This is a genomic window from Dyella sp. M7H15-1 (assembly GCF_004114615.1).
Lineage (GTDB): Bacteria > Pseudomonadota > Gammaproteobacteria > Xanthomonadales > Rhodanobacteraceae > Dyella_B.
The window spans coordinates 1,889,636-1,913,862 of the sequence record NZ_CP035300.1; the positions used below are offsets into that span (position 1 = coordinate 1,889,636).

Annotated in this window: 17 protein-coding genes, 1 tRNA gene, 2 rRNA genes, 1 other RNA gene and 1 pseudogene; 4 read left to right on the forward strand and 18 right to left on the reverse strand. The window is 59.7% G+C overall.

Going from position 1 to position 24,227, the window contains the following annotated elements; translation table 11 throughout:
• Window positions 1–36: 36 nt before the first annotated feature.
• The 14 genes from EO087_RS08885 to rsmI all read right to left on the reverse strand — a co-directional run bounded on the left by EO087_RS08885 (window position 37) and on the right by rsmI (window position 15,055).
• On the reverse strand, window positions 37–774 hold the full coding sequence (locus EO087_RS08885) for a cell division protein FtsQ/DivIB (protein ID WP_128898557.1): 738 nt from the start codon (window positions 772–774) through the stop codon (window positions 37–39).
• 100 nt (window positions 775–874) lie between these two features.
• A complete protein-coding gene (locus EO087_RS08890) occupies window positions 875–1,864 on the reverse strand; it encodes a D-alanine--D-alanine ligase (protein ID WP_128898558.1) in 990 nt (329 codons plus the stop codon).
• Window positions 1,861–3,297, reverse strand: a complete 1,437-nt coding sequence (murC, locus tag EO087_RS08895) for a UDP-N-acetylmuramate--L-alanine ligase (RefSeq protein WP_128898559.1) — start codon at window positions 3,295–3,297, stop codon at window positions 1,861–1,863. Before murC ends, EO087_RS08890 begins: the two co-directional genes overlap by 4 nt.
• Window positions 3,294–4,340 (reverse strand): undecaprenyldiphospho-muramoylpentapeptide beta-N-acetylglucosaminyltransferase, encoded by a 1,047-nt coding sequence (gene murG / locus EO087_RS08900; protein ID WP_240669004.1) that lies wholly within the window; start codon window positions 4,338–4,340, stop codon window positions 3,294–3,296. The genes murC and murG overlap by 4 nt, the downstream gene beginning before the upstream one ends.
• Before the next feature lie 179 nt (window positions 4,341–4,519).
• Window positions 4,520–5,752, reverse strand: coding sequence for a putative lipid II flippase FtsW (ftsW, locus tag EO087_RS08905; protein ID WP_128898561.1), 1,233 nt, complete (start codon window positions 5,750–5,752; stop codon window positions 4,520–4,522).
• Window positions 5,753–5,933: 181 nt separating this feature from the next.
• On the reverse strand, window positions 5,934–7,016 hold the full coding sequence (gene mraY / locus EO087_RS08910) for a phospho-N-acetylmuramoyl-pentapeptide-transferase (protein WP_128898562.1): 1,083 nt from the start codon (window positions 7,014–7,016) through the stop codon (window positions 5,934–5,936).
• Complete coding sequence (gene murF / locus EO087_RS08915) at window positions 7,006–8,373, reverse strand: UDP-N-acetylmuramoyl-tripeptide--D-alanyl-D-alanine ligase (protein ID WP_128898563.1); 1,368 nt, start codon at window positions 8,371–8,373, stop codon at window positions 7,006–7,008. Before murF ends, mraY begins: the two co-directional genes overlap by 11 nt.
• A complete protein-coding gene (locus EO087_RS08920) occupies window positions 8,370–9,848 on the reverse strand; it encodes a UDP-N-acetylmuramoyl-L-alanyl-D-glutamate--2,6-diaminopimelate ligase (protein ID WP_128898564.1) in 1,479 nt (492 codons plus the stop codon). Before EO087_RS08920 ends, murF begins: the two co-directional genes overlap by 4 nt.
• A complete protein-coding gene (locus EO087_RS08925) occupies window positions 9,845–11,665 on the reverse strand; it encodes a penicillin-binding protein 2 (RefSeq protein ID WP_128898565.1) in 1,821 nt (606 codons plus the stop codon). Before EO087_RS08925 ends, EO087_RS08920 begins: the two co-directional genes overlap by 4 nt.
• Window positions 11,662–11,937 (reverse strand): cell division protein FtsL, encoded by a 276-nt coding sequence (gene ftsL / locus EO087_RS08930; protein ID WP_128898566.1) that lies wholly within the window; start codon window positions 11,935–11,937, stop codon window positions 11,662–11,664. The genes EO087_RS08925 and ftsL overlap by 4 nt, the downstream gene beginning before the upstream one ends.
• Window positions 11,934–12,881 carry a 16S rRNA (cytosine(1402)-N(4))-methyltransferase RsmH gene (rsmH, locus tag EO087_RS08935; protein ID WP_128898567.1) on the reverse strand — a complete coding sequence of 316 codons (948 nt, stop codon included), beginning with the start codon at window positions 12,879–12,881 and terminating at the stop codon, window positions 11,934–11,936. The genes ftsL and rsmH overlap by 4 nt, the downstream gene beginning before the upstream one ends.
• A 95-nt stretch (window positions 12,882–12,976) precedes the next feature.
• Window positions 12,977–13,423 (reverse strand): division/cell wall cluster transcriptional repressor MraZ, encoded by a 447-nt coding sequence (gene mraZ, locus EO087_RS08940; protein ID WP_128898568.1) that lies wholly within the window; start codon window positions 13,421–13,423, stop codon window positions 12,977–12,979.
• Window positions 13,424–13,803: 380 nt separating this feature from the next.
• An RNA gene (gene rnpB, locus EO087_RS08945) (RNase P RNA component class A) lies at window positions 13,804–14,166 on the reverse strand.
• 52 nt (window positions 14,167–14,218) lie between these two features.
• Entirely contained in the window at window positions 14,219–15,055 is an 837-nt protein-coding gene (gene rsmI / locus EO087_RS08950) for a 16S rRNA (cytidine(1402)-2'-O)-methyltransferase (RefSeq protein ID WP_128898569.1), read from the reverse strand.
• Window positions 15,056–15,139: 84 nt separating this feature from the next.
• Between rsmI and EO087_RS08955 the strand changes: the two genes are divergently transcribed.
• Complete coding sequence (locus tag EO087_RS08955; RefSeq protein ID WP_128898570.1) at window positions 15,140–16,978, forward strand: penicillin-binding protein activator; 1,839 nt, start codon at window positions 15,140–15,142, stop codon at window positions 16,976–16,978.
• Complete coding sequence (locus EO087_RS08960; protein WP_128898571.1) at window positions 16,978–17,334, forward strand: YraN family protein; 357 nt, start codon at window positions 16,978–16,980, stop codon at window positions 17,332–17,334. Before EO087_RS08955 ends, EO087_RS08960 begins: the two co-directional genes overlap by 1 nt.
• Before the next feature lie 51 nt (window positions 17,335–17,385).
• On the opposite strand, the gene rhtC is transcribed toward EO087_RS08960, so the two are convergent.
• A complete protein-coding gene (rhtC, locus tag EO087_RS08965) occupies window positions 17,386–18,015 on the reverse strand; it encodes a threonine export protein RhtC (protein ID WP_128898572.1) in 630 nt (209 codons plus the stop codon).
• An 83-nt stretch (window positions 18,016–18,098) separates the two neighbouring features.
• On the opposite strand from rhtC, the pseudogene EO087_RS08970 reads away from it, so the two are divergent.
• Window positions 18,099–18,425 (forward strand): annotated as a pseudogene (locus EO087_RS08970) (integrase core domain-containing protein); the annotation flags it as partial.
• A gap of 473 nt (window positions 18,426–18,898) precedes the next feature.
• The gene (locus EO087_RS08975; protein ID WP_128898573.1) at window positions 18,899–20,158 is read left to right on the forward strand and encodes a nucleoside permease; all 1,260 of its coding nucleotides are present in this window, start codon (window positions 18,899–18,901) and stop codon (window positions 20,156–20,158) included.
• Window positions 20,159–20,610: 452 nt separating this feature from the next.
• Here the strand turns inward: EO087_RS08975 and rrf are convergent.
• The 3 genes from rrf to EO087_RS08990 all read right to left on the reverse strand — a co-directional run bounded on the left by rrf (window position 20,611) and on the right by EO087_RS08990 (window position 24,158).
• A 5S ribosomal RNA gene (gene rrf / locus EO087_RS08980) occupies window positions 20,611–20,723 on the reverse strand.
• A gap of 250 nt (window positions 20,724–20,973) precedes the next feature.
• Window positions 20,974–23,849: ribosomal RNA gene (locus EO087_RS08985) — 23S ribosomal RNA — on the reverse strand.
• Between the two features lie 233 nt (window positions 23,850–24,082).
• Window positions 24,083–24,158 (reverse strand) — tRNA-Ala (locus tag EO087_RS08990).
• Window positions 24,159–24,227: the final 69 nt, after the last annotated feature.

A 24,227-nucleotide genomic window follows, 5' to 3' on the forward strand; every position in this document is an offset into this window, starting at 1 on the left:
GAACGTATGTCGATACGTGACTGAGTGATGACGCGGTCATGTGCGGGGCGTGCCTCCGGCGGTCGGAGCGGCCGGCGCTTGCGGCCATTTCACGGCAAAGCCGTTGGTATAACGAAGATCGGCGTACACAAAACCCTGGTCGTGACCGGCCATCACCTGCGGATACACATCAAGAAAACGGCGCAGACGCCGGCCCGCCTGATTGCGATCACCCATGACGATCCGTGCGCCCGTATCCGTCGCGATACTCCAGCTACCGCGATCGGTCAGGGTGACGCCGGTAATCTTCAGGTGCGTGCCGGTGAAGGCTTTCTGTATGTTGGCAAAGAAGCTCACTACTTCAGCGAGATGATCATCCGGGCCATACAAGTCGGGGAGCTGGCCGTAATCGACAGCATCGGGAACAGTGAATACCTTGCCTTCGCGGCTGATCAACTGGTGGGTGTTCCAGCGTGCGAAGGGTTGGCGCTCGTACACGCGCAACAACAAAGTGTCGGGCCAGCGCTTGCTGGCTTCCACCGATTCCACCCATGGCAGTGCCGCCACGGCTTTCTGCACGCCATCGAGATTCAAGGCGAAGAAGCCTTTGCCAAGGCGCGGGATCACCGCGGCGCGGACCTGATCTGCATTCACATGCTTGAACTCGGCCTGCAATGTCAACTGGGTCACCGGCCAGCGGTCAGCCGCAAACCAGCCACACAACACGCCGACGATCGGCATCACCACCAGGACGATGGCCAGACACCAGGCGATGAGGCGAATGCTTCCCCTCACTGGGCGCCTCCTTTGTCGGCTTGGGAATCGGGAATCGGGAATCGGGAATCGGAAAAGCCAATTTCCAGCGAACTCCATACTTCTGTATGTACAGAGCTTTTCATGACGCACCGCCAAAAGGTTGCGAGTCGCGCTCTTGCGATTCCCGATTGACGATTCCCGATTCCCGGAAACTCGTTTCCAGCACCCGCCAGCACAACTCCTGATAGTCGATGCCGGCGACGGCAGCGGCCTTCGGCACCAGCGAGTGCGAGGTCATGCCCGGCGCAGTATTCACTTCCAGCAACCAGTTGCGGCTCTGGTGATCACGCATCACGTCGACGCGGCCCCAGCCATGGCAACCCAGCGCGTCAAAAGCTTCCAGCGAAAGCGCACGCAGCGCGGCTTCGGCATCGCCCTCCAGACCTGGGCAGATGTAGCGCGTGTCCTCGGCGATGTATTTCGCGTTGTAATCGTAGAACTCGCCCGTCGGTACGATGTGGATGCTCGGCAATACCTTGCCGCCGAGGATTCCGACAGTAAGCTCGTCGCCCTCGATCAGTGCCTCCATCAACAGGTCGCCCGGATATTTCTCAGCCAGCACCACGGCGACGTCCAGATCCTTCTCTTCGAAGACGCGCGTCACGCCGACACTGGAACCTTCGCAGGCCGGTTTCACAATCAGCGGAAAACCGACTTCGTTCGCCGCAGCATGCACATCCGCCCCACGCGGCAATGCCACGAACTTCGGTGTCGGCAAGCCCAGCGATTGCCATACGCGTTTGGAGCGTGTCTTATCCATCGACAGCGCCGAACCAAGCACACCCGAGCCGGTGTACGGCACATGCAGGGATTCCAGCGCACCCTGCAGCACACCGTCCTCGCCGCCGCCATGCTGGCCGTGGAGAATGTTGAACACGCGTGCGAAGTGACCCGCGCGCAAGGCATCGAGCAGTGCTGGGATGCCGTCAATGGCATGTGCGTCGACTCCGCGCGCTTTCAATGCAGCAAGTACGTTGCGGCCGGAATCGAGCGATACCTCGCGCTCGGCCGAACTTCCGCCCATCACGACAGCGACACGACCAAATTGGGCGGGATCCTGAATCTTCATGTCTCGCTCGTCCTCAAATGCCCGATCTGGGTCAACTCCACCGCGGCGGCACCGATATCGCCAGCGCCAAGCAACAGCAAAAAATCGCCATCGCGCAACAGCGCCGGCAAGGTGTCTTTTAATTCACGTGGATGACCGATCAGTACCGGATCGACCTTGCCGCGCGCGCGCACAGCGCGCGCAAGCGCACGACCATCGGCACCGGCAATCGGCGCCTCGCCAGCCGGATAGACCTCGGTCAGCACCAGCACATCCACTTCGGCCAACACATTCGCGAAGTCATCAAGCAAATCGCGCGTACGGCTGTAACGATGGGGCTGGAAACCGACCACGAGGCGGCGATCCGGCCAACCATCACGCGCCGCTGCGAACACCGCTGCAAGCTCGCGTGGATGGTGGCCGTAGTCATCGACCAACATCGCCTTGCCTTTATCCAGTGCAATCTCGCCACGACGATGGAAACGGCGTCCAACCCCTTGAAAGTGCTTCAACGCGTGTGCGATCGCATCGGCTTCCACACCAAGCTGCCAGCCAATCGAGGCGGCCGCCAATGCATTGAACACATTGTGTCGACCTGGCAGGTTGAGTGTCACTGGAATGGGATGGCTTACACCCGGCAACAGCAAGTCGAAGTGCATTTCGAAGCCGCGCTGCTCGATGTTGATCGCGCGTACGTCCGCCTCCTGCGCATCGATGCCATAGGTCATCACACGACGCGCCATGATCTTGGCCAGCTCGGCCACTTCCGGATCATCCACACATAGCACGGCCAGACCGTAAAACGGCAGGCGGTGCAGAAAATCACTGAACGCCTTGCGTACCAGTGCGAAATCGCCCTGGTAATTTTCCAGGTGATCGGCATCGATATTGGTGACCACCGCGATAACCGGCGACAGCAGCAGGAACGAACCATCTGATTCGTCCGCTTCGGCCACCAGATACTGGCCGGTGCCCAGGCGCGCATTGGCGCCCGCGGCGTTGAGCTGGCCGCCGATCACGAAGGTCGGATCGTAATTAGCTTCCGCCAGCACGCTGGCCACTAGGCTCGTGGTGGTCGTCTTGCCATGCGTGCCAGCAATCGCCACGCCACGGCGAAAGCGCATCAGCTCACCCAACATTTCGGCGCGAGGAATCACCGGAATACGCGCCTCGCGGGCAGCGACCAGCTCCGGGTTATCGTTCTTGATCGCACTGGATGTCACCACGACATCGGCATCGCCGATATGCGCTGCGGCGTGGCCGATATGCACATCGATGCCCAGCTCGCGCAGGCGCAGCGCGGTCGGTGACTCGCTGCGATCCGAGCCGGATACCGCATAGCCGAGATTGTGCAGCACTTCGGCAATGCCGCTCATGCCCACACCGCCGATACCAATGAAGTGCACACGGCGGAAGGTGCTCATCAAGTCTTCATGCGCAGCGAGCCTCTTCATGCGGCCACCTCCACGCAGGCACGGGCGATATTCGCCGCGGCATCCGGTTTCGCAAGCGTGCGTGCAGCCTCTGCCATCGCGAGCAACTTGGCGCGATCGCCCAGCAGCGCAGACAGACGCTGCGCCAAATCCTTTGTATTCAAATCACGTTCCTGAATCAATTCAGCCGCACCCGCGGCGACTAGCGCCTCGGCGTTGCGGGTTTGGTGGTCATCCACCGCATGCGGGAATGGCACCAGCACGGCGCCCAAACCGCTCGCCGTCAACTCAGCCAAGGTCAGCGCACCTGCGCGGCAAACCGCCAGATCCGTCCAGGCATAGGTGCCAGCCATATCTTCGATAAACGGCACAATGCGCGCCTCGACACCCGCGTCGGCATAAGCCTTGCGCGCTTCATCCATGCCACGATTACCGCACTGATGTAGCACTTCTGGCCGCTGATCCACTGGAATACTGGCCAGCGCTTGCGGAACAGCGAGGTTTAACACACGCGCGCCGAGGCTTCCGCCTAGCACCAGCAAATGCGGCTTGCCACCACGTCCCGCCATACGCTGCGCGGGCAACGGCAAAGAGGCGATCGCACCACGCACCGGGTTACCCACCCATTCCGCATTAGGCAGACTATCCGCGAAACCGGCCATCACGCGGCTGGCGTGCGCTGCCAGTTTGCGATTGGTGAAACCTGCGACGCGATTCTGCTCGTGCACGAGTAATGGGCGATGTAGCAAACGCGCAGCAATGCCACCTGGTCCAGCCACGTAACCACCCATCGACAGCACGCTACGGGGTTTCAGTCGATACAGCACGGCCAGCGACGACAGCAGCGCGCGTGCAAGCATCAGAGGCGCGAGCAAGCGGGTCTTCAAACCTTTGCCACGTAGGCCGCCTACAGCAACCGTATGCAATTCGATACCGTGCGCCGGAACGACGTTGCTTTCCATCCCACCCACGGCGCCCAGCCACACCACCGGCACACCCTGCGCGCGCAGCGTTTCCGCCACGGCGAGGCCGGGGAAGATATGACCGCCGGTACCGCCGGCCATGATGAGGACCGGCGCTCCGCGGCGTGAATCGTCAATCGTGAATCGTGAATCGTTAGAGCGCGCCGCACCCTGTTCCAAATGATTCGACGTCATCAAAGCCCCGCTCACGAACGCGAACGGTGCGAAGCGTGCCCCGCTTTTCCGATTCCCGATTCCCGATTCCCGATTCCCGATGACAATCATGCCAACACCACCTCGCGCTCACGCGCGGTCGCCGAGTTCGCGTCGGACGCTCCTGCTACTGGCATCCGGGTCGCCATCTGCCGCGCATCGATCGCGCGATAGATTTCAAACGTGGCGCGCAGCAAGACACCGGCCATGACGCATGTCAGCACGATCGATGAACCACCGTAACTGATCAATGGCAAGGTCAGGCCCTTAGTCGGCAACGCACCCAAATTCACGCCGATCGACACCACGGTTTGCAAACCGATCATCAGCGAGATGCCGAACGCGACATACCCCGCAAAGCGCTGACCGATCTCCACGCCTCTGAGCCCAACCGACAAACCTCGCCACAAGACCATCGCAAACAGACCCATGACAGCCATGATGCCGAACAAGCCAAGCTCCTCGCCGATCACCGCGAAAATGAAATCGGTATGCGCTTCGGGCAGGTAGGAAAGTTTCAGCACGCTCGCACCCAAGCCCACACCGGTCCATTCACCGCGGCCGATGGCCATCAACGACTGGGTCAACTGGAAGCCGTCGTTGAACGGATCCTTCCACGGGTCCATAAACGAGGTGAGGCGCTTCATGCGATAACTTTCGCTGGTCGCCGCGATCGCCAGCAGCGGCATCAACGGCAACCCCATGATGAACAGGAAGATCGGTCGCGCACCGCCCAACCACACCATCGCGATGCTGACGGCAATCACCAGTGTGGCCGAACCGAAGTCCGGTTGCGCGAGCAGCAGTAGCACGATAACGCCCGCTACAAAGATCGGCTTGATCAGGCCCAGGAAGCGCGTTTCGATGCTTTCGCGGTGACGCACCAGATAACTGGCGATATACACCACCAGAATCAGCTTCACCGCCTCGACCGGCTGGAACGATATCACCACCAGGTTGAGCCAGCGCCGCGCACCGTTGAGGCGCATGCCCAGATGCGGCACGAACACCGCCAGCAACAGGATGAAAGCAACCAGCATCAGGAAGAAAGCATGCTTCTCCACCACCTTCAACTCGGTGCGCATCGCCACGCCGGCCGCAACGAAACCCGCCGACAGGAACAACAGATGACGCTTGAGAAAGTAGAACTCGCCGACGTGCGAGGCATCGGCCACGGCAATCGAGCTCGATGCCACCATCACGACACCCATGCACGCAAGACCGATCAGGGCTACCAGCAACGGCAAGTCGAACTTGCCACGCGGGCCCTGCCGGCGCTTTGCCTGGGTGGTGTCAAACATGGGACACCTCGCGCTGGCAGGGTGCGTAAATCGGGAATCGGGAATCGGGAATCGTGAAAAAGCAGATCGCTTGCGGGCCTCCAGGCGTCCCGTTCTTTCGTGGCGCCACACGAGTACGGTCGTGCCTCAGGCTGGCCTGAACCCGATTCACGATTCCCGATTGACGATTCACGGCTTTCACTCAACGCACCTTCAAGGTTGCCAAGCCAATCAGCACCAGCATCACGCTGATGATCCAGAACCGCACGATGACCCGAGGCTCGGGCCAGCCTTTCAATTCGAAGTGATGATGAATCGGCGCCATGCGGAAGATGCGCTTGCCGGTCATCTTGAAGCTAGCCACTTGCAGCATCACCGACATCGTTTCCATCACGAACACGCCGCCCATGATCAGCAACACGATTTCCTGCCGCACAATCACCGCGATCGCTGCCAACGCAGCGCCAATCGCCAACGCGCCAACATCACCCATGAACACTTGCGCGGGATAAGTGTTGAACCAGAGAAAGCCCAACCCCGCGCCCGACATCGCGCCGCAGAACACCGCGAGTTCCCCCGCACCGGGAATCGCCGGAATGCCGAGGTATTCGGAAAACACCTTGTTACCCGCCAGGTACGCAAACACACCAAGCGCGCCCGAAACCAGCACGGTCGGCATGATCGCCAGGCCATCCAGGCCGTCGGTAAGGTTCACCGCGTTGGAAAAGCCCACGATCATGAAATAGGTCAGCACCACGAAGAACACGCCAAGCGGAACCTCCACGTGCTTGAACAGCGGCACGAACAGCGCTGTTTCGGCTGGATTGATGGCGGTGTGATACAGAAACCATGCGGCGACCAGGCCAAACACCGACTGCCAGAAATACTTCCAGCGCGAGGCCAGCCCACGACTGTCCCTCAGCACCAGCTTGCGGTAGTCGTCGTAGAGACCGATCGCACCAAAGCACACCAGCACGGCCATCACCAGCCACACGTAACGGTTGTCGAGATCGGCCCAGAGCAAAGTAGCCACGACGACAGATAGCAGGATCATCACGCCACCCATCGTCGGCGTACCCGCCTTGGAAAGATGCGTCTGCGGGCCATCCTTGCGCACCACCTGGCCAGCCTTGAGCGCGGCAAGTTTGCGGATCAACGCGGGACCGAACAGCAGCGACATCGCCATGGAGGTCAGCGCCGCCATGATCGTGCGGAAAGTGATGTATTGAAAAAGATGCAAGGCTGTGAAATGCCGTGCCATCCAATCCGCCAGTTCAAGCAGCACTGGGGGCGCCCTCCTTTGGCTGGCCGCTCTTCAACGCAGCCACCACATGTTCCATACCCGCCGAGTGCGAGCCCTTCACCAGACAGGTGACGCCGACTTGCAGTTGCGCCTGCAAAGCATCGATCAATGCTGCCTTGTCCGCATAATGCGTGCCGCCTGCGCCGAATGCCTCCACGGCGGATGCATTCAGTGGCCCGACGGCGAACAGCTTCTGGATGCCGCGTTCGCGCGCATGGCGACCAACGCCGGTATGCAGGGCACGCGCGTCCGCCCCGAGTTCCGCCATGTCGCCCAGCACCAACCAGCGCTCGCCCTCTGCCAACGCAAGCGTGTCGATCGCAGCGAACATTGAGTTGGGGTTGGCATTGTAGCTATCGTCGATCAATGTCCAGCCAGCTGGCATGGTGATGCGCTTAAGGCGCCCTTCCATCGCCGATGCCTGCTCAAGGCCTTCGACAATGGTGTCCAGCGGCACGTCGAGCGCCAGCGCAATCGCACTTGCGGCCAAAGCGTTGGCGATGTTGTGACGGCCGGGCAGCGGCAACTGCACATCGGCATCGCCTTGCGGCGTGCTCAACACGAAGTGCGAGCCGTCCACGCGTTGATCCAGGATATCCGCACCAACATCTGCCTTGTGATCCAGACCGAAACGCAGCACCTTGCGGCCACCGGCCAATCCGGCGAAGAAGCTGGCAAAGGCGTCGTCGGCATTGATGATCGCCACACCATCCGCCGGCAGCGCGCGATACAGCGCGCCCTTGGTTTCCGCCACCATCTCGATCGTGCCCATCCGCTCAAGATGCGCGGGCGCTATGAGGTTGACGAGGCCGATATCGGGCCGTGCAATGGCAGCGAGGTAGTCGATGTCACCTGGCTTGCCGGCGCCCATCTCGAGCACGGCGTATTCGGTGTCTTCCGGCATCCTCAACAAAGTCAGCGGCAAGCCAATCTCGTTATTGAAGCTGCCGGTATTGAAATGCGTGCGACCATGACGCGACAGAATCGACGCGGTCAGCGTCTTGACGGTGGTCTTACCATTGGAACCGGTGATGCCGATCACCCGCGCATTGCGCTGGGCACGCACCGCACTGGCCAGATCGCCCAGCGCCAGCTCGGCATTCTCCACCTGCACTTGCGGCAGATCGATGGCGATCCGGCGTTCGACCAGGGCCGCGGCCGCACCGCGTACTTTCGCATCAGCGAGGTAATCGTGGCCATCCACGCGCTCGCCCTTGAAGGCAACGAACAGGTCGCCGGGCTTGACCTTGCGTGAATCGATGACAACGCTGTCGATGCTGGCGTCGCTGCCAAGCAAGCGACCGTGTGTCCACATGGCGATGGCACTCAGGCGCATCATACGTGTCTCTCCAAAATGGCTTGGGCGACCGCCATGTCGTCAAACGCACGCTTGCCGCCCGCGCCCTCCTGGTAGGTCTCGTGGCCCTTGCCTGCAACCAGTACGACGTCGCCTGCTTTGGCCATCTGCAAGGCAGCGCGAATGGCCGCTTCGCGATCGCGCAACACGGTCGCCGCCGTAGGTTGTTTCATGCCGGCGACGATCTGCGCCACGATCAGGTCGCCATCCTCACCACGCGGATTGTCATCGGTGACGATGGCGACATCGGCCAGCCGTTCGGCAATCTCGCCCATCTGCGGACGCTTGCCCGCATCGCGCTCGCCTCCGCAGCCGAATACGCAAATCAGGCGCGCGTCGCAATGCGCGCGCAAGGCCGCCAATGCCTGTTCAAGCGCATCCGGGGTGTGTGCGTAATCGACCACCACCAACGGCAGATCATGGTCACCGCCGATGCGGCTCATGCGTCCGTTGACGGGCTCCAGCGCCTCAACCGCGTCAACGATGCGATCGAACGATTCACCCAGTGCGCCAAGGCAACCCACCACAGTCAGCAGGTTCGTTACATTGAAACGCCCCAGCAGGCGACTGCGAACGCGATGCTCGCCCCACGGCGTACGCATCTGAAACGCCACGCCTTCTGTCGAGGTGACGATATGGCTGGCGGCTATGCTGGCTTGCGCATCGCCAGCACTGCTGAACGTCAGGGCGCTCACGCTCGGCGCCAGCTTGCCGGCAAGCGCATGGCCAAACGCGTCATCGGTATTGATGACGGCGGCATCAAGCGTTGGCCAGGCAAACAACTTTGCCTTGGCCGCACCATAGGCCCGCATGCTGCCGTGGTAATCGAGATGATCGCGGGTGAGATTGGTGAATGCGGCGACGTCGAAATCCATGGCTGCCACGCGCCCCTGTTCCAGCGCGTGCGAAGACACTTCCATGGCAACATGCGTGGCGCCATCGCGACGAAACTCCGCCATGAGTCGCTGCACGGCGATAGCATCCGGCGTGGTGCGCTCGCCTTCGTGCAATTGCCCATGCAGACCGGCCCCCAGGGTGCCGATCGTGGCTGTGCGATGGCCGAGCTTTTCCAATCCCTGCGCCAGCAGTTGCACCGTGGATGTCTTGCCGTTGGTACCGGTCACGCCGATCACGCGCATCGACTCGGACGGACGGCCAAAGAAGCGCGAAGCGATCTCGCCTACAAAGGTACGCAGGCTGTCGATCCACAACACCGGTACGCCAGGATCATTGTCCAGCGCAGACGGCGGCGCTTCAGCCAGCACGACGCTCGCGCCGCGCTGCACGGCGCCATGCACGAATTCAATGCCGTGCCCACGCGTACCGCGCAATGCGAAGAATGCATCGCCACTGCGCACCTGGCGCGAGTCGAGGGCAAGTCCGGATACGACCATCGGCCCTGTGGCCGTTGTCTCAGCGATGCCTTGCAGCAGATGGTCCAGACGTTGGCCGGTCATGGGTCGACGGCCTCCACGGTGGATCGGTCATCTGGCGTGTTTTGCGCTGGAGCGGTACCGGCCAACCCACCGCCGGCCTGCAACGGACCGCCGGCATACCAGCGACCAATGTTATCCGGTGGCACATCAAGCAGACGCAGCGCGCCAGTCATCACACGCTGAAACACCGGCGCGGACACCAGGCCGCCGTAGTAAATGCTGGACTTGGGATTGTTGATCACCACCACGCCGACCAGACGCGGATCGGTGGCCGGCACAATGCCAGCGAACAGCGAGTTGTAGTTGTTCTTCGCATAGCCGCCCCCCAACACCAGATGCGCCGTGCCAGTCTTGCCGGCGACGATGTAGTTGGCGATCTGCGCACGCGTGGCCGACCCGCCCGGCGCCGTCACCGTTTCCAACATGTTGACAAGCTCGCGCGCGATAACTGGCGAGATGATCTGCATGCCCGCATCGGCGCCACCCTTAATGAAGGTAGGCGTATGCCGTATGCCATTATCCGCCAGCGTGCCGTAGGCCACGGCCAGTTGCAGCGGCGTAACGTTGAGGCCGTAACCGTAGCCCATGGTGGCTTTTTCGATCGGACGCCAGCCGCGACTGGTCTTGAGAAAGCCTGCCGATTCACCTGGGAAACCGCTGCTGGTGCTCTCGCCGTAACCGAAGGCGCGATAGGTGTCGTAAAGGAATTTACTATCCAGCGACAGTGCAATTTTTGCCGCACCGATATTGCTGGACTTGGTCAACACGCCGGTGGGCGTAAGCACACCGTTGCCGCCCGATTCGACGTCACGGATGTCCTTGCCCATGAAATACCAGTGTCCGTTGCCGGTATCGATCATCGGCGCGGTGGGCGTGTATTTGCCACTGGACAGACCTGCCGCCATGGTGAACGGCTTCATGGTCGAGCCCGGCTCGACCACGTCAGTCACGGCGCGATTGCGACGCTGCGCGGGCGCACTACCGGTGACCGCGTTGGGATTGTAGGTAGGCAAGCTGACCATGGCGAGGATCTCGCCGGTGTGTACGTCCAAGATCACCATTTCACCGGAATCAGCGCTGAGATCCTCCAGTTGCTTCTTCAGCTCGCTGTAGGCGAGGAACTGAATGCGGCGATCGATGCTGAGCGTGAGATTCTGCCCCGGCTGCGGCGCACGCACCTGCTCCACATCTTCCACAATGTGGCCCATACGGTCGCGAATCACACGCTTGGCGCCCGGCTTGCCCGCAAGCCAGCTATCGAAGGCCAGCTCCAGACCCTCCTGGCCGTGATCGTCGATATTGGTGAAGCCGAGCACGTGTGCGGTCACTTCACCGGACGGGTAATAGCGCTTGTATTCACGCTGGCCGTTGACGCCGGGCACACCCAGATCGAGCACGGCCTGCGCCGCGTCCGGGCTCATCTGCCGGCGCAGATAGGCGAATTCGCGATCGGCGCGTTGTTCGAGATAGTTCTTCAGATCATCGGGATGAGTGCCCAGCGCCTGCGCGAGTGTGGGGATACGATCGGTGTTATCGAGCACTTCCGACGGCACGACCGTGATCGACACCATCGGCGTGGACACCGCCAGCGGCTCGCCGTTGCGATCGAAGATGGTGCCGCGCGACACCGCAATCGGCACCACGCGCAGGAAACGCGCATCACCCTGGTTCTGATAGAACTGCTTGCGCACCACCTGCAGGTCGAAGGCTCGCGCGACCAAACCCAACGATGCGGCACCGAGGATGCCGACCACCAACAGCATGCGGCGGCGTGCACTCGGCCCCATGCCTTGGCGGCGCGCGGCGGGTTTGGCGCTGGGACGTGGAAGCCAGTTCATGGCTGTCGCACCAGTTGCACGTCCTGCGGACGCGGCATGAGCATGCCAAGCTTGGTGCGCGCTTCATTATCAATGCGACGCGGTTCGGCCCAGGTTGCCTGCTCCAGTTCGAGCTGGCCGTATTCAATATTCAGGGCGTCACGCTGGCCCTGAAGCTGGGTGAGCTGCACGAACAGCACTCGACTCTGATGTCGCGTCCACACCACGGCAATCGCGCTCACCAGCACGGCGATCAGCAGGATCATCAGGAACAACAGACCGACCACTCTCATGCGCGGCCTCCCTCTGGGAGCTTTTCCGCCACGCGCAACACCGCGGAACGGGAACGCGGGTTGTCCGCCTGCTCGGCTGCAGAGGGAAACTGGGCCTTGCCGACCGCGGCAAGACGTGCAGGCGCTACCATCAACGGAGGTCCACGACGACTGCCTTGCACACGGCCGGAATGATCGCGAATAAACAGCTTCACGGCGCGATCTTCCAGTGAGTGGAAACTGATTACCGACAAGCGGCCAGCGGGCTTGAGTCGATCCAGGGCCGCATCGAGACCGCGCTGCAACGCGTCCAGCTCACCATTGACACGGATGCGCAGGGCCTGAAAGCTGCGCGTTGCCGGATGCTTGCCCGACTCGCGACGGCCCACTACACGTTCGATCAACGTCGCCAGTTCACCCGTGCGAGTCATCGGCGATTCGTTGCGATGCTCGACGATGACGCGGGCGATCTTGCGACTGAAGCGCTCCTCGCCATAGGTCCACAACACATCGGCGATCTCACGCTCATCGGCGTGGGCAAGGAAGTCAGCGGCACTCTCGCCCTGAGTGGTGTCCATGCGCATGTCCAGCGGCGCATCCGCCATGAAGCTGAAGCCGCGGGCAGCTTCGTCTAATTGCGGTGAGGAAACGCCCAGGTCGAGCAGCACACCATCCAAACCCTCCGAGGTCTCATCCCATTCGGCCAGCGTAGAGAAATTGGCATGGCGGATCGACACGCGCGAGTCACCCGCGAATTCCTTCTGTGCCGCAGCAATGGCCTGCGGGTCGCGATCCATCAGCAGCAAGTGTCCGCCAGAGCCCAGGCGCGACAACACGGCGCGGGCGTGACCGCCGCGTCCGAAGGTGCCATCGAGATAACGCCCGTCTTCCCGCACGGCGAGACCCTCCACCGCTTCATTCAGCATCACAGGGATGTGTTGCGGTACTTCGGAGCCTGAATTCATGTGCCCAATGGCCACTGAACACATGAATTCAGGTTCTTAGCCATACCGCACTCCCGCTCTTGTTCGCATTCATCCCGCACCCTGCCCGTCACCGGTCAGAGCCGCAGGTCCGTCATGTCGTCGCTGATCTCGTCTTCGCCGATGGTCTGGCGGATCTTGGCCAGGTGGGCCTGTTCGCTCCACAGCTCGAACTTGTTGCCCATGCCTAACAGAACTGCCTTCTTCTCGATCCCGGCCGCCATGCGCTGGCTGGCCGGCAACAGGATGCGCACCGCATTGTCCGGCTCAACCATGGCAGCCGCACCGACCAGCTTCATCTGCAAGGCGCGATGCACGGCCTTGACGCTCGGTAACGCATTCACCTGGTCGCGCACCCGCTCCCATTCGGCATGCGGGAACAGCCACAAGCAACCCGACTCGAACGGGTTGTAAGTGATCACCAACCGATTGGCACAAGCACCTGCGACTAGCTCCCGATACGCAGTCGGGATAGCCAACCGGCCCTTGTCATCGACGGTGATGGCGGTTTCGCCCTGAAACACAGCCCGTGAACTCCACGAAATCCCACGATTTCACACAGGTACCCACGATAGTCTCGACCCATGCGACTGTCAAGGATTTTTTGCTTGTGAATCAAGGAGAAAGGCAGCAGTGCAGCTAAATTTCCAGCAATTTCTAGGAAGCACACAGAGGTGCTTGATCGCTGTGATTTTTTTGTCTTAAAGCCGGGAACTGGGAATCGTCAATCGGGAACCGCGGGAAGCACCGATCGGGCAGCTGGGCACTCAGTCGATGTATACGGCTTTATGCGCTGTTTACCTACGGAAGGATTTCAGGGAAGGAAAGCTGCGGAATCGGACCGGGAACCGGGGGAGGCGCTCTTAACCATTCCCGATTCCCGATTGACGATTCCCGCAGAAAGAGGTGGAGTCAGCCTGTAAGCCGGGTTCTGTACGCCTTGCGACGCGACAGTCATTCCTCTCGGCCAGGCGTCACCGCCTGGCTCCAGCGACCTACCCGGGAACAACGCGGGCCGCGTTATCGTTCCCCTATTTGGTCTTGCTCCGGGTGGGGTTTACCGTGCCACGCGACGTTGTCCCCGCGCGCGGTGCGCTCTTACCGCACCGTTTCACCCTTACCTGTGCCCTTGCGGGCCATCGGCGGTTTGCTTTCTGCTGCACTGGCCGTCAGCTCACGCTGCCCAGGCGTTACCTGGCACCCTGCCCTGCGGAGCCCGGACTTTCCTCGATGCGCTTGCGCGCGACGCGACTGTCCGGCCGACTCCGCAGGCGATTATAGCGGGACAAGGGAAAAGCACGCCATGCACGTGCGCAGCGTCACCCCGAATCCCGCTCATACAACGCCTTGCGCGAAGCCCCGGTGATCGCCGCGGCCAGCTTAGCCGCCTTCGCCGGCGACAATTCCTCGCGCAAGATCGCAAACACACGCTGACCCTCGGCCAGTTTTTCATCCGCCTCTTCGCCGCGCCCGGCTATCAGGATCACGCATTCGCCGCGCTGTTGATTCGGATCCTCTTTCACGCGTGCCGCCAACCGCGCCAGCGGTTCGCCGATCACCGTTTCGAACAGCTTGGTGAGTTCGCGCGCCAACACTGCCTCGCGTTCGGCACCCAAAACATCCTGCATATCGGCAAGGCTTTCCGCCACGCGATGCGAGGATTCGTAAAAAATCAACGTGCGTAGATCACCCGCAAGCGCCTCGAGCCGACTGCGGCGAGCCGCCGATTTGGGCGGCAGGAAACCTTCGAAGACAAAACGATCGCTGGGCAAGCCTGCGACAGAAAGCGCAGCAATCGCCGCACAGGCACCCGGCACCGGCACACAACGGATGCCCGCTTCACGCGCTGCCCGTACCAGACGAAAACCGGGATCGCTGATTAACGGCGTACCCGCATCGGAAATCAGCGCGACAGACTCACCCTGCTCCAAACGACGCACGATGGCCGCCACCACTTCACGCTCATTATGTTCATGCAAAGCAATCAACGGCGTATCGATGTTGTGTTGGAGCAACATGGGGCGGCTGTGCCGAGTGTCTTCCGCCGCAATCACAGTGACATGGCGCAAGATTTCAATGGCACGCGCAGAGATATCGTCGCGATGCCCGATAGGCGTGGCCACCACCCATAGGCAGCCAGTCTGTTCTAAAGACATTGTGAAACCCCCTTGCGACGACACAGCAATACGATCGGCTATGATCGCCTAATCCCCCCTGTTCGCGAAGATTCGAGGAAGTCCATGCGCTTGAGTCGTCTTGCCCTGTCAGGACTGCTGGTTTCGCTCGTATTGAGTGGCTGCGTTCCTTCGGTGGCGCCTCGTTCACCTGCTGAAATCACCGCGGCCCAAAACGCCGCCGACCTGGCCAGGCAAGGACAATTCGACAGAGCCGCGCAAGCCTATCTGACCCTGGCCACGCAAGCGCCGCGTCGTGCCGACCACTACAACCTGCTCGCCGCGGAGGCCTATCGCGAGGAAGGCGCACTGGATCGCGCCGCACCGATCACTGCCGGCATTCAGCGCAATGAACTCACCGAAGACGAACCGGCACGCCTGGATCTGCTGCGTGCGGAGATTGCATTGCGCCAGCGCGACCCGGCCAAAGCACTGCAACTGACCACGCAGCCCGACGTCACCTTTCCGGCCAACCTGCAACCACGCATGTTGATGCTGCGCGCGGATGCCCAGGCCGATACCGGCGATTTGTGGGACGCCGCTCACACTCGCATAAGCATGGATAGCTTGCTGCAGGGCGCCGATCGCGCGCAAAACCGTGATCAAGCCGTTTCGCTACTCGCTAGACTCGGCGCCGCACCACTGCAGCAACGCGCAGCCGCTATGCAACCCAACGACCCGATGCTGCCGTGGATCAATGAAGCACTGGGCCGACTTGGCGTGACCGTAGCCCAGGCGCTGCCCAACCTGACCCAGCCGGTGGGCACACTGGTACCGGGCAACGGCGCCAACGTGCACGAAGGCTATAAAATGCCTGCCCAGGTTGCGCTGCTGCTGCCCAATAACGATGGCTTGGTTGGCATAGGCGCGGCGATTCGCGAAGGCTTTTTCGCGGCCTACTATCAGGCATCCGACACGCATGCCCCACGAGCCACTGTTCGCGTCTACGACAGCGGCGGCAGTGCCGCCAGCGCCATCAAGGCCTATAACCAGGCCGTTTCGGATGGCGCGCAACTGGTCGTAGGGCCGCTGACACATTCGGAAGTCATGGGCGTACTGGGCCAGTCGTCGCTGCCGGTTCCCGTGCTCGCACTCAATCATTCGGAAAATAAGAGCCTGCCCGCGGGCACTGCCAGCGAATTCGCGCTGATGCCCGAGGACGAAGGTGCGCAGGCTGCCGATCACATGATTGATCGTGGCGTGCGCAGTGCGTACCTCCTCACCTCTCATGATGACTTCGCCAGGCGCGCGGGCGCGGCATTCAAAGCTGAATTCGCGACTAAAGGAGGGCAGGTTGCCGGCGCTGCCCAGATTGCCTCCGGCAACGTCAACTATGGTGGTGCCATCAACGCATTGAACGCTGATAATGCAAGCGCTGATGCCGGCATTTTCATCAGCATGCGTACCGAGCAGGCGCGCTTGTTGCTGCCCCAATTGCGCGTCGCACGCATCAATCTGCCAGTGTTTGCCACCTCGCATATCTATGGCGGTAGCGATAACCCCACGGCAGACCGCGATCTGGAAGACGTCGAGTTTTGCGATGCTCCATGGTTATTCGACGCACAGACTGGCCTGCCCAATTACCAGGATGTCGCTTCGCAATTGCCAGCGGCACGCGGGGCAACCGCCCCATTGTTTGCCTTTGGCATGGATGCGTGGAATCTGGTTCCTTACATCGACTGGATGCGCAATCATCCCGGCAGCTATCTGTCGGGCGCCACCGGCCAGCTTGCCGCTGATACCTTCGGTCACGTCAATCGCGTGCTAACCTGGCTGAAATTCCAGGACGGCGTTGCCCGCCCAATGGATGGTAGTCTGCAAATGGACAACGCACCCGGCGACCCAGCACCTGCAGGCAGCGCACCAGCGCCAGCCAGCAGCGACCCCATGCAGCCGGCCGACTGATGCGGGTTACCGGAGCGGTGTTCGAGCAACTGGCGTGCCGTGAACTCGAACGTGCCGGGCTGAAACTACTCGAGCGCAACTACACCACCAGATATGGCGAGCTGGATCTGGTGATGCGCGATGGCGATATGCTGGTTTTCGTTGAAGTACGTCATCGAATCCGTGCCAGCCACGGCGATGCGCTGGCATCGATCACGGCGACCAAGCAAATGCGACTGATCCAGACAGCCCAGCTCTGGCTGGCTGCGCATCCGCAGCATGCGCAGCGCGCTTGCCGGTTCGATGTGGTCAGCTATGACGGACCTGCAAACCGCGCACAGATGAATTGGTTGCGGAGTGCCTTCGAAACCGGCTGACGGCTTTGGCATCCCTAGCGATTCTGTTGGGTTACGCTGCGCTAACGCAACCTATGCCGCACGCCGCGAGAAGATCAGATGCACACCAAATGCCATGAACACGGCACCGGCACAACCATCGATCCAGCGACTGATGCGCAGATAGCCGCGACGCATCACCGGCAAGGCGAAACATCCCGCTACGAACGAGAACCACAAGAAAGTCTCGGCTACCACCATCGCCCACAGCGCCCAGCGCGCATCCGAGCTGACACCCGTGCCGACGAAGGCCGAAAAGATGCTGCCGAAATAAATCACCACCTTCGGGTTGGCGAGATTGGTGAACAGACCATTGCGCATGGAGCGCCATGCACCCACGAACACCTGAGCGGGCTCTGTTGCCTGCGTTGGCGAGGATTTGGCCAGTGCCGCGCGCAACATCTTCACCCCCATCCAGCACAGATACAGACCACCGGCGACGGCAATCAGGTGCTCCAGCCAGATCAGCTTGTGCAGTAGTAATTGCAGCCCAAGCAACGCCAACGCCGACCAGATCGTCACACCCAGCGTAATGCCGGCCACACCAGCCATCGCCTCATGCCGGGAACGGCTGACCGCGGTCTGCGACACGAAGAAGAAATCAGGGCCAGGCGTGATCAGGGCGATGATCTGGACAATCGCAATCGTGATGAACAGGCTCATGGGCGCACTCCAGGCAAACAGGTGTGCAGTTTAAGACAACACGGATCAAGTATCGCTGGTCATGATGTCTGGAAGGCCCACGAGGTGTGCAGATCAGCATGGATGGTCGCGGACGCGCATTGGATAATATTTTCGTCGAACGGCTGTGGCGCACGGTCAAGTATGAAGACGTATATCTGAAAGGGTATTCCACGATGGCCGAGCTGATGATCGGCCTGACGAACTACTTCGCGTTTTACAATGCGGAGCGCCCGCACCAGTCCCTTGGCTATGAGTCGCCGGACACGGTGTACGCCACGAGGAATGGCGGCGGTGCGCTGATCATCGACAAGTACGGCAAGGATGATGTATCCATGTCGAAAACAGGGCAGCGCTGTTCCGCTGCGGATGAGGTTGTGGAAGCAGCTTAAACTGGACTAAAAACTGTCTTGACAGTGGGGTCCACTTTAGGCTTGATGCCGCCCAGGATAATAATGCTGCGACGCCCCCCCTGGAATGCGTCTGCTGGCATGAAGAACGTTATGCTGCAGGAGCTCGACGACCTAGTCAGCGGTTGTCGGATACTGAAGGGAGGCGTTATTGGATAAATCAATTTTTCGGTCCGAAGGCATGCGATCTGAGGCGTGGTTCAACCTTGCGTTACACGATCTGACGAGGAAGGGCGTGAAGCGATAATAGGACTCTGTTGCAATAAGAGCCTGTTCATAATCGTTTCTCCATCTCCGAAACGATTGGATCAGTGGAAGTCTCAACGCCAAACGCTTTTGCTCGTCGTCCCGGCACAGGCCGGGACGACGAGCAAAAAAACGAGCATTTCGCGCCTGAGGAAATGTGATTAAGAGACAGGCCTGATCCGGGGAAAATCCATGTGGGAAACCTGCCCATGAGCCTGAAGTTGCGACTCATCGCCATGAACTTCCTGCAGTTCTTTGTCTGGGGCGCATGGTTGATCACCATCGGCGCCTACTGGTTCCAGAATCGCCACTGGTCGGGCTCCGAGTTCGGGGCGATTTTCTCCACCATGGGCATCGCCTCGCTGTTCATGCCCTCGATGACAGGCGTGATCGCCGACAAGTGGATTCGCGCCGAACGCCTCTACGGCACCTTGCACATCTTCGGTGCGGGTGTGCTTTGCCTCATGCCAATGATCGACAACCCGCAAACGCTGTTCTGGGTGATGTTGATCAACATGATGTGCTACATGCCAACCATCTCGCTGGCGATCACCGTGGCCTACAATGCGCTCAAGCAGGACGGCGTGGACGTGGTGCGCGTGTATCCACCAATCCGCGTATGGGGCACGGTGGGTTTTATTGCCGCCATGTGGATGGTGAGCCTGCTACATCTTGAAACCACCACCGGCCAGTTTTACGTCGCTGCGGCAGCCGCGCTGATACTCGGCATCTACGCCTTTACCTTGCCGCCCTGCCCACCTCGCCTGCGCGGCAAAGATTATCACTCATGGCTGGATACGTTTGGCCTTACCTCGTTCACGTTGTTCAAGCACGGCAAGATGGCGACCTTCTTCATCTTCGCCATACTGCTGGGCGCAGCGCTGCAGCTGACCAACGCCTACGGCGACACCTTTCTGCATGATTTCGCCCACGTCGATGCATACAAAAACTTGGTGGCAGTACGCTACCCGGCCATCATTATGTCGATTTCGCAGGTGTCCGAAACGCTGTTCATCCTGGCCATTCCGTTCTTCCTGAAGCGCTTTGGCATCAAGACAGTGATGCTTATCAGCATGCTCGCCTGGACCCTGCGCTTCGGCCTGTTCGCCTTTGGCGATCCTGGTCTAGGCCTGTGGATGATCGTACTGTCGTGCATCGTCTACGGCATGGCCTTCGACTTCTTCAATATCTCCGGCTCGTTGTTCGTGGAAAGCCAGAGCGATCCAGCCATCCGCGCCAGCGCACAAGGTCTGTTCATGCTGATGACCAACGGCATCGGCGCCGTGCTGGGCAGCTCAATCAGCGGCGTGATCATCGACCAATACTTCACCCGCCTGGATCACTCGCTGGACTGGCACGGCATCTGGATCACCTTCGCCACCTATTCGCTGGCGGTGGCGGTACTGTTCATGCTGCTGTTCCGGCACAAGCATGAGCCGGAGACTTTGGCTAGCGCTATTGTGCACTAGCCCGACTTTCGCAACTGGCCGCCAATTTTCCCGATTTTTCTGGGTCCGGCAGCATGCGCCGTGAGGGAGATCAACACGTTACAGAGGCCCGAAGGGGCAAAACCGCGTGTAGTGGCGACCTTGCCTATTCCCTTGTCCGCCGCCGTACCTACCATCGATAACCATGTACCTCAAATACAGCCGGCAGCAGTGGGTGGGAGCTCGAGTCCCGCAAGGGACGCATGGGCCGACGATGGCCGGGCGGGAGTAGTGGAGCCAGTCCGTGGCTCCTTTTGCCGATCATGAAATGGCTCTATTGGGGCGATCACTGACACTCCATTTCGCTTGCTGTGCAAGCAGCTTGGCAGGAGGAATAATCAGCGATAGTAGACGCTCAAAACCCTGTTGCGGGTGCGCCAAGGCGCACAAAGCAAAACGCCTTCCCATAAAGGAAGGCGTTTTTAGGATAAAATCCCTGGCGGTGACCTACTCTTGCATGGAAGTCCACACTACCATCGGCGCAGCTGCGTTTCACTTCCGAGTTCGGGATGGGATCGGGTGGGGCCACAGCGCTATAGCCGCCAGGGAAGGGGTAGAAGCAGCGCATGTGCGCCAGCTTCTGTCTGGTTTGACGCCCTTTTGAAGAGTCCACCATGGATGGCAGAGTTTGCTCTCCGCGACAAGGACGTCGCGTCTAATAAAGCGTAAACGAGTGACAAGCGTCTGGTGAAGTTCGTCGAGATGGTTCGTTAATGGTCATGCTCTTTTGAAAAACCTGGCCAGGGATGGCCAGGCTCGTCACAGAAGGGCCTGTATACGAAGCGTCTTGGGGTTATATGGTCAAGCCGCACGGCTCATTAGTATGCGTTAGCTCAATGCATTGCTGCACGTCCACATCGCACCTATCAACCACCTAGTCTTGATGGGGCCTTTAGGAGACTAAAGTCTCGGGAGATCTCATCTTGGGGCGTGCTTCCCGCTTAGATGCTTTCAGCGGTTATCACTTCCGTTCATAGCTACCGGGCAATGCCATGGGCATGACAACCCGAACACCAGCGGAACGTCCACTCCGGTCCTCTCGTACTAGGAGCAGCCCCCCTCAAATCTCCAACGCCCACGACAGATAGGGACCGAACTGTCTCACGACGTTCTGAACCCAGCTCGCGTACCACTTTAAATGGCGAACAGCCATACCCTTGGGACCGGCTACAGCCCCAGGATGTGATGAGCCGACATCGAGGTGCCAAACACCGCCGTCGATATGAACTCTTGGGCGGTATCAGCCTGTTATCCCCGGAGTACCTTTTATCCGTTGAGCGATGGCCCTTCCATACAGAACCACCGGATCACTAAGACCTACTTTCGTACCTGCTTGATCCGTCGATCTCGCAGTCAAGCACGCTTATGCCTTTGCACACAGTGCGCGATGTCCGACCGCGCTGAGCGTACCTTCGTGCTCCTCCGTTACGCTTTGGGAGGAGACCGCCCCAGTCAAACTACCCACCATACACGGTCCCCGATCCGGATTACGGACCTAGGTTAGAACGTCAAGCACTTCAGGGTGGTATTTCAAGGTTGGCTCCACCAAGACTAGCGTCCTGGTTTCATAGCCTCCCACCTATCCTACACAAAAGAACTCAACGTTCAGTGTAAAGCTATAGTAAAGGTTCACGGGGTCTTTCCGTCTTGCCGCGGGAACGCTGCATCTTCACAGCGATTTCAATTTCACTGAGTCTCGGGTGGAGACAGCGCCGCTGTCGTTACGCCATTCGTGCAGGTCGGAACTTACCCGACAAGGAATTTCGCTACCTTAGGACCGTTATAGTTACGGCCGCCGTTTACTGGGGCTTCGATCAAGAGCTTCGCCTTGCGGCTGACCCCATCAATTAACCTTCCAGCACCGGGCAGGCGTCACACCCTATACGTCCACTTTCGTGTTTGCAGAGTGCTGTGTTTTTGATAAACAGTCGCAGCGGCCAGGTTACTGCGACCCGCTAGTGCTCAGTCACGCATGTGACCACACCGGCGGGCGCACCTTCTCCCGAAGTTACGGTGCCATTTTGCCTAGTTCCTTCACCCGAGTTCTCTCAAGCGCCTTGGGATTCTCACCCTGCCTACCAGTGTCGGTTTACGGTACGGTTGGCTGTAGCTGAAGCTTAGTGGCTTTTCCTGGAAGCGTGGTCTCAGTCACTTCGCCCAATTGGGCTCGTCTCGGTGCTCGGTGTATGGATGCCCGGATTTGCCTAAGCATCCCACCTACCGCCTTTCCCCGGGACAACCAACGCCCGGTAGACCTAACCTTCTCCGTCCCCACATCGCACTACAGTCCAGTGCTGGAATATTAACCAGCTTCCCATCGACTACGCTTTTCAGCCTCGCCTTAGGGGCCGACTCACCCTGCGCCGATGAACGTTGCGCGAGGAAACCTTGGGCTTTCGGCGTGCGGGCTTTTCACCCGCATTATCGTTACTCATGTCAGCATTCGCACTTCTGATACCTCCAGCAGGCTTCTCAACCCACCTTCGCAGGCGTACAGAACGCTCCTCTACCGCGCACATTGCTGTGCACCCCGAGCTTCGGTGTCATGCTTAGCCCCGTTAAATCTTCCGCGCAGACCGACTCGACCAGTGAGCTATTACGCTTTCTTTAAAGGGTGGCTGCTTCTAAGCCAACCTCCTGGCTGTCTATGCCTTTCCACATCGTTTTCCACTTAGCATGTACTTGGGGACCTTAGCTGCGGGTCTGGGTTGTTTCCCTTTTCACGACGGACGTTAGCACCCGCCGTGTGTCTCCCGTACAGTCTGTCCTGGTATTCGGAGTTTGCCATGGTTTGCTAAGTCGCGATGACCCGCTAGCCATAACAGTGCTCTACCCCCAGGAAGATTCATACGAGGCGCTACCTAAATAGCTTTCGAGGAGAACCAGCTATCTCCGAGTTTGTTTAGCCTTTCACTCCTATCCTCAGCTCATCCCCATCTATTGCAACAGATGTGGGTTCGGTCCTCCAGTGCGTGTTACCGCACCTTCAACCTGGCCAAGGATAGATCACTCGGTTTCGGGTCTACTGCCAGAGACTATGCGCCCTATTCAGACTCGGTTTCCCTTCGCCTCCCCTAAACGGTTAAGCTCGCCACTGACAGTAAGTCGCTGACCCATTATACAAAAGGTACGCAGTCACCCTTGCGGGCTTCCACTGCTTGTACGTATACGGTTTCAGGGTCTATTTCACTCCCCTCTCCGGGGTTCTTTTCGCCTTTCCCTCACGGTACTTGTTCGCTATCGGTCAGTCAGGAGTATTTAGCCTTGGAGGATGGTCCCCCCATGTTCAGACAAGGTTTCTCGTGCCTCGCCTTACTCAATTTCATGCAACCTGCCCTTTCGCCTACAGGGCTATCACCTGCTATGGCTGGCCTTTCCAGACCCTTCGGCTAAAACATGCTGCACTTTTGGGCTGCTCCGCGTTCGCTCGTCGCTACTGACGGAATCTCGGTTGATTTCTTTTCCTCCGGGTACTTAGATATTTCAGTTCCCCGGGTTCGCTTCCAACACCTATGAATTCAGTGCTGGATACTGCTTACGCAGTGGGTTTCCCCATTCGGACATTGCCGGATCAAAGCTTGTTGCCAGCTCCCCGACACTTTTCGCAGGCTGCCACGTCCTTCATCGCCTCTGACTGCCAAGGCATCCACCGTATACGCTTGGTCGCTTGACCATATAACCCCAAATCGCCTCGCAGCCATTCGTGTCATACGCCAATCAACTCTTCGTCGTTTGCCTCAACGACACATCTCGGTTTGGCGACATAAGTCTTGACTTATGTCATCCAGGTTTTACCAAGACGCTTGTCACTCGTTTACTTTTTCAAAGAACACAATGCCGGCCTCAACGCCGTACCGTTTCAAAATCTTTTGTGTGCGCTACACATCCGCTTGCTTTTCGCGAAACTGGTGGAGCCAGTCGGGATCGAACCGACGACCCCCTGCTTGCAAAGCAGGTGCTCTCCCAGCTGAGCTATGGCCCCGTAACCATGGGTTCTTCAAGTTTGCAGTCGCTTTGTTCGAAGCGGCTTTTCCTTGAAGAGTCCGGCCAG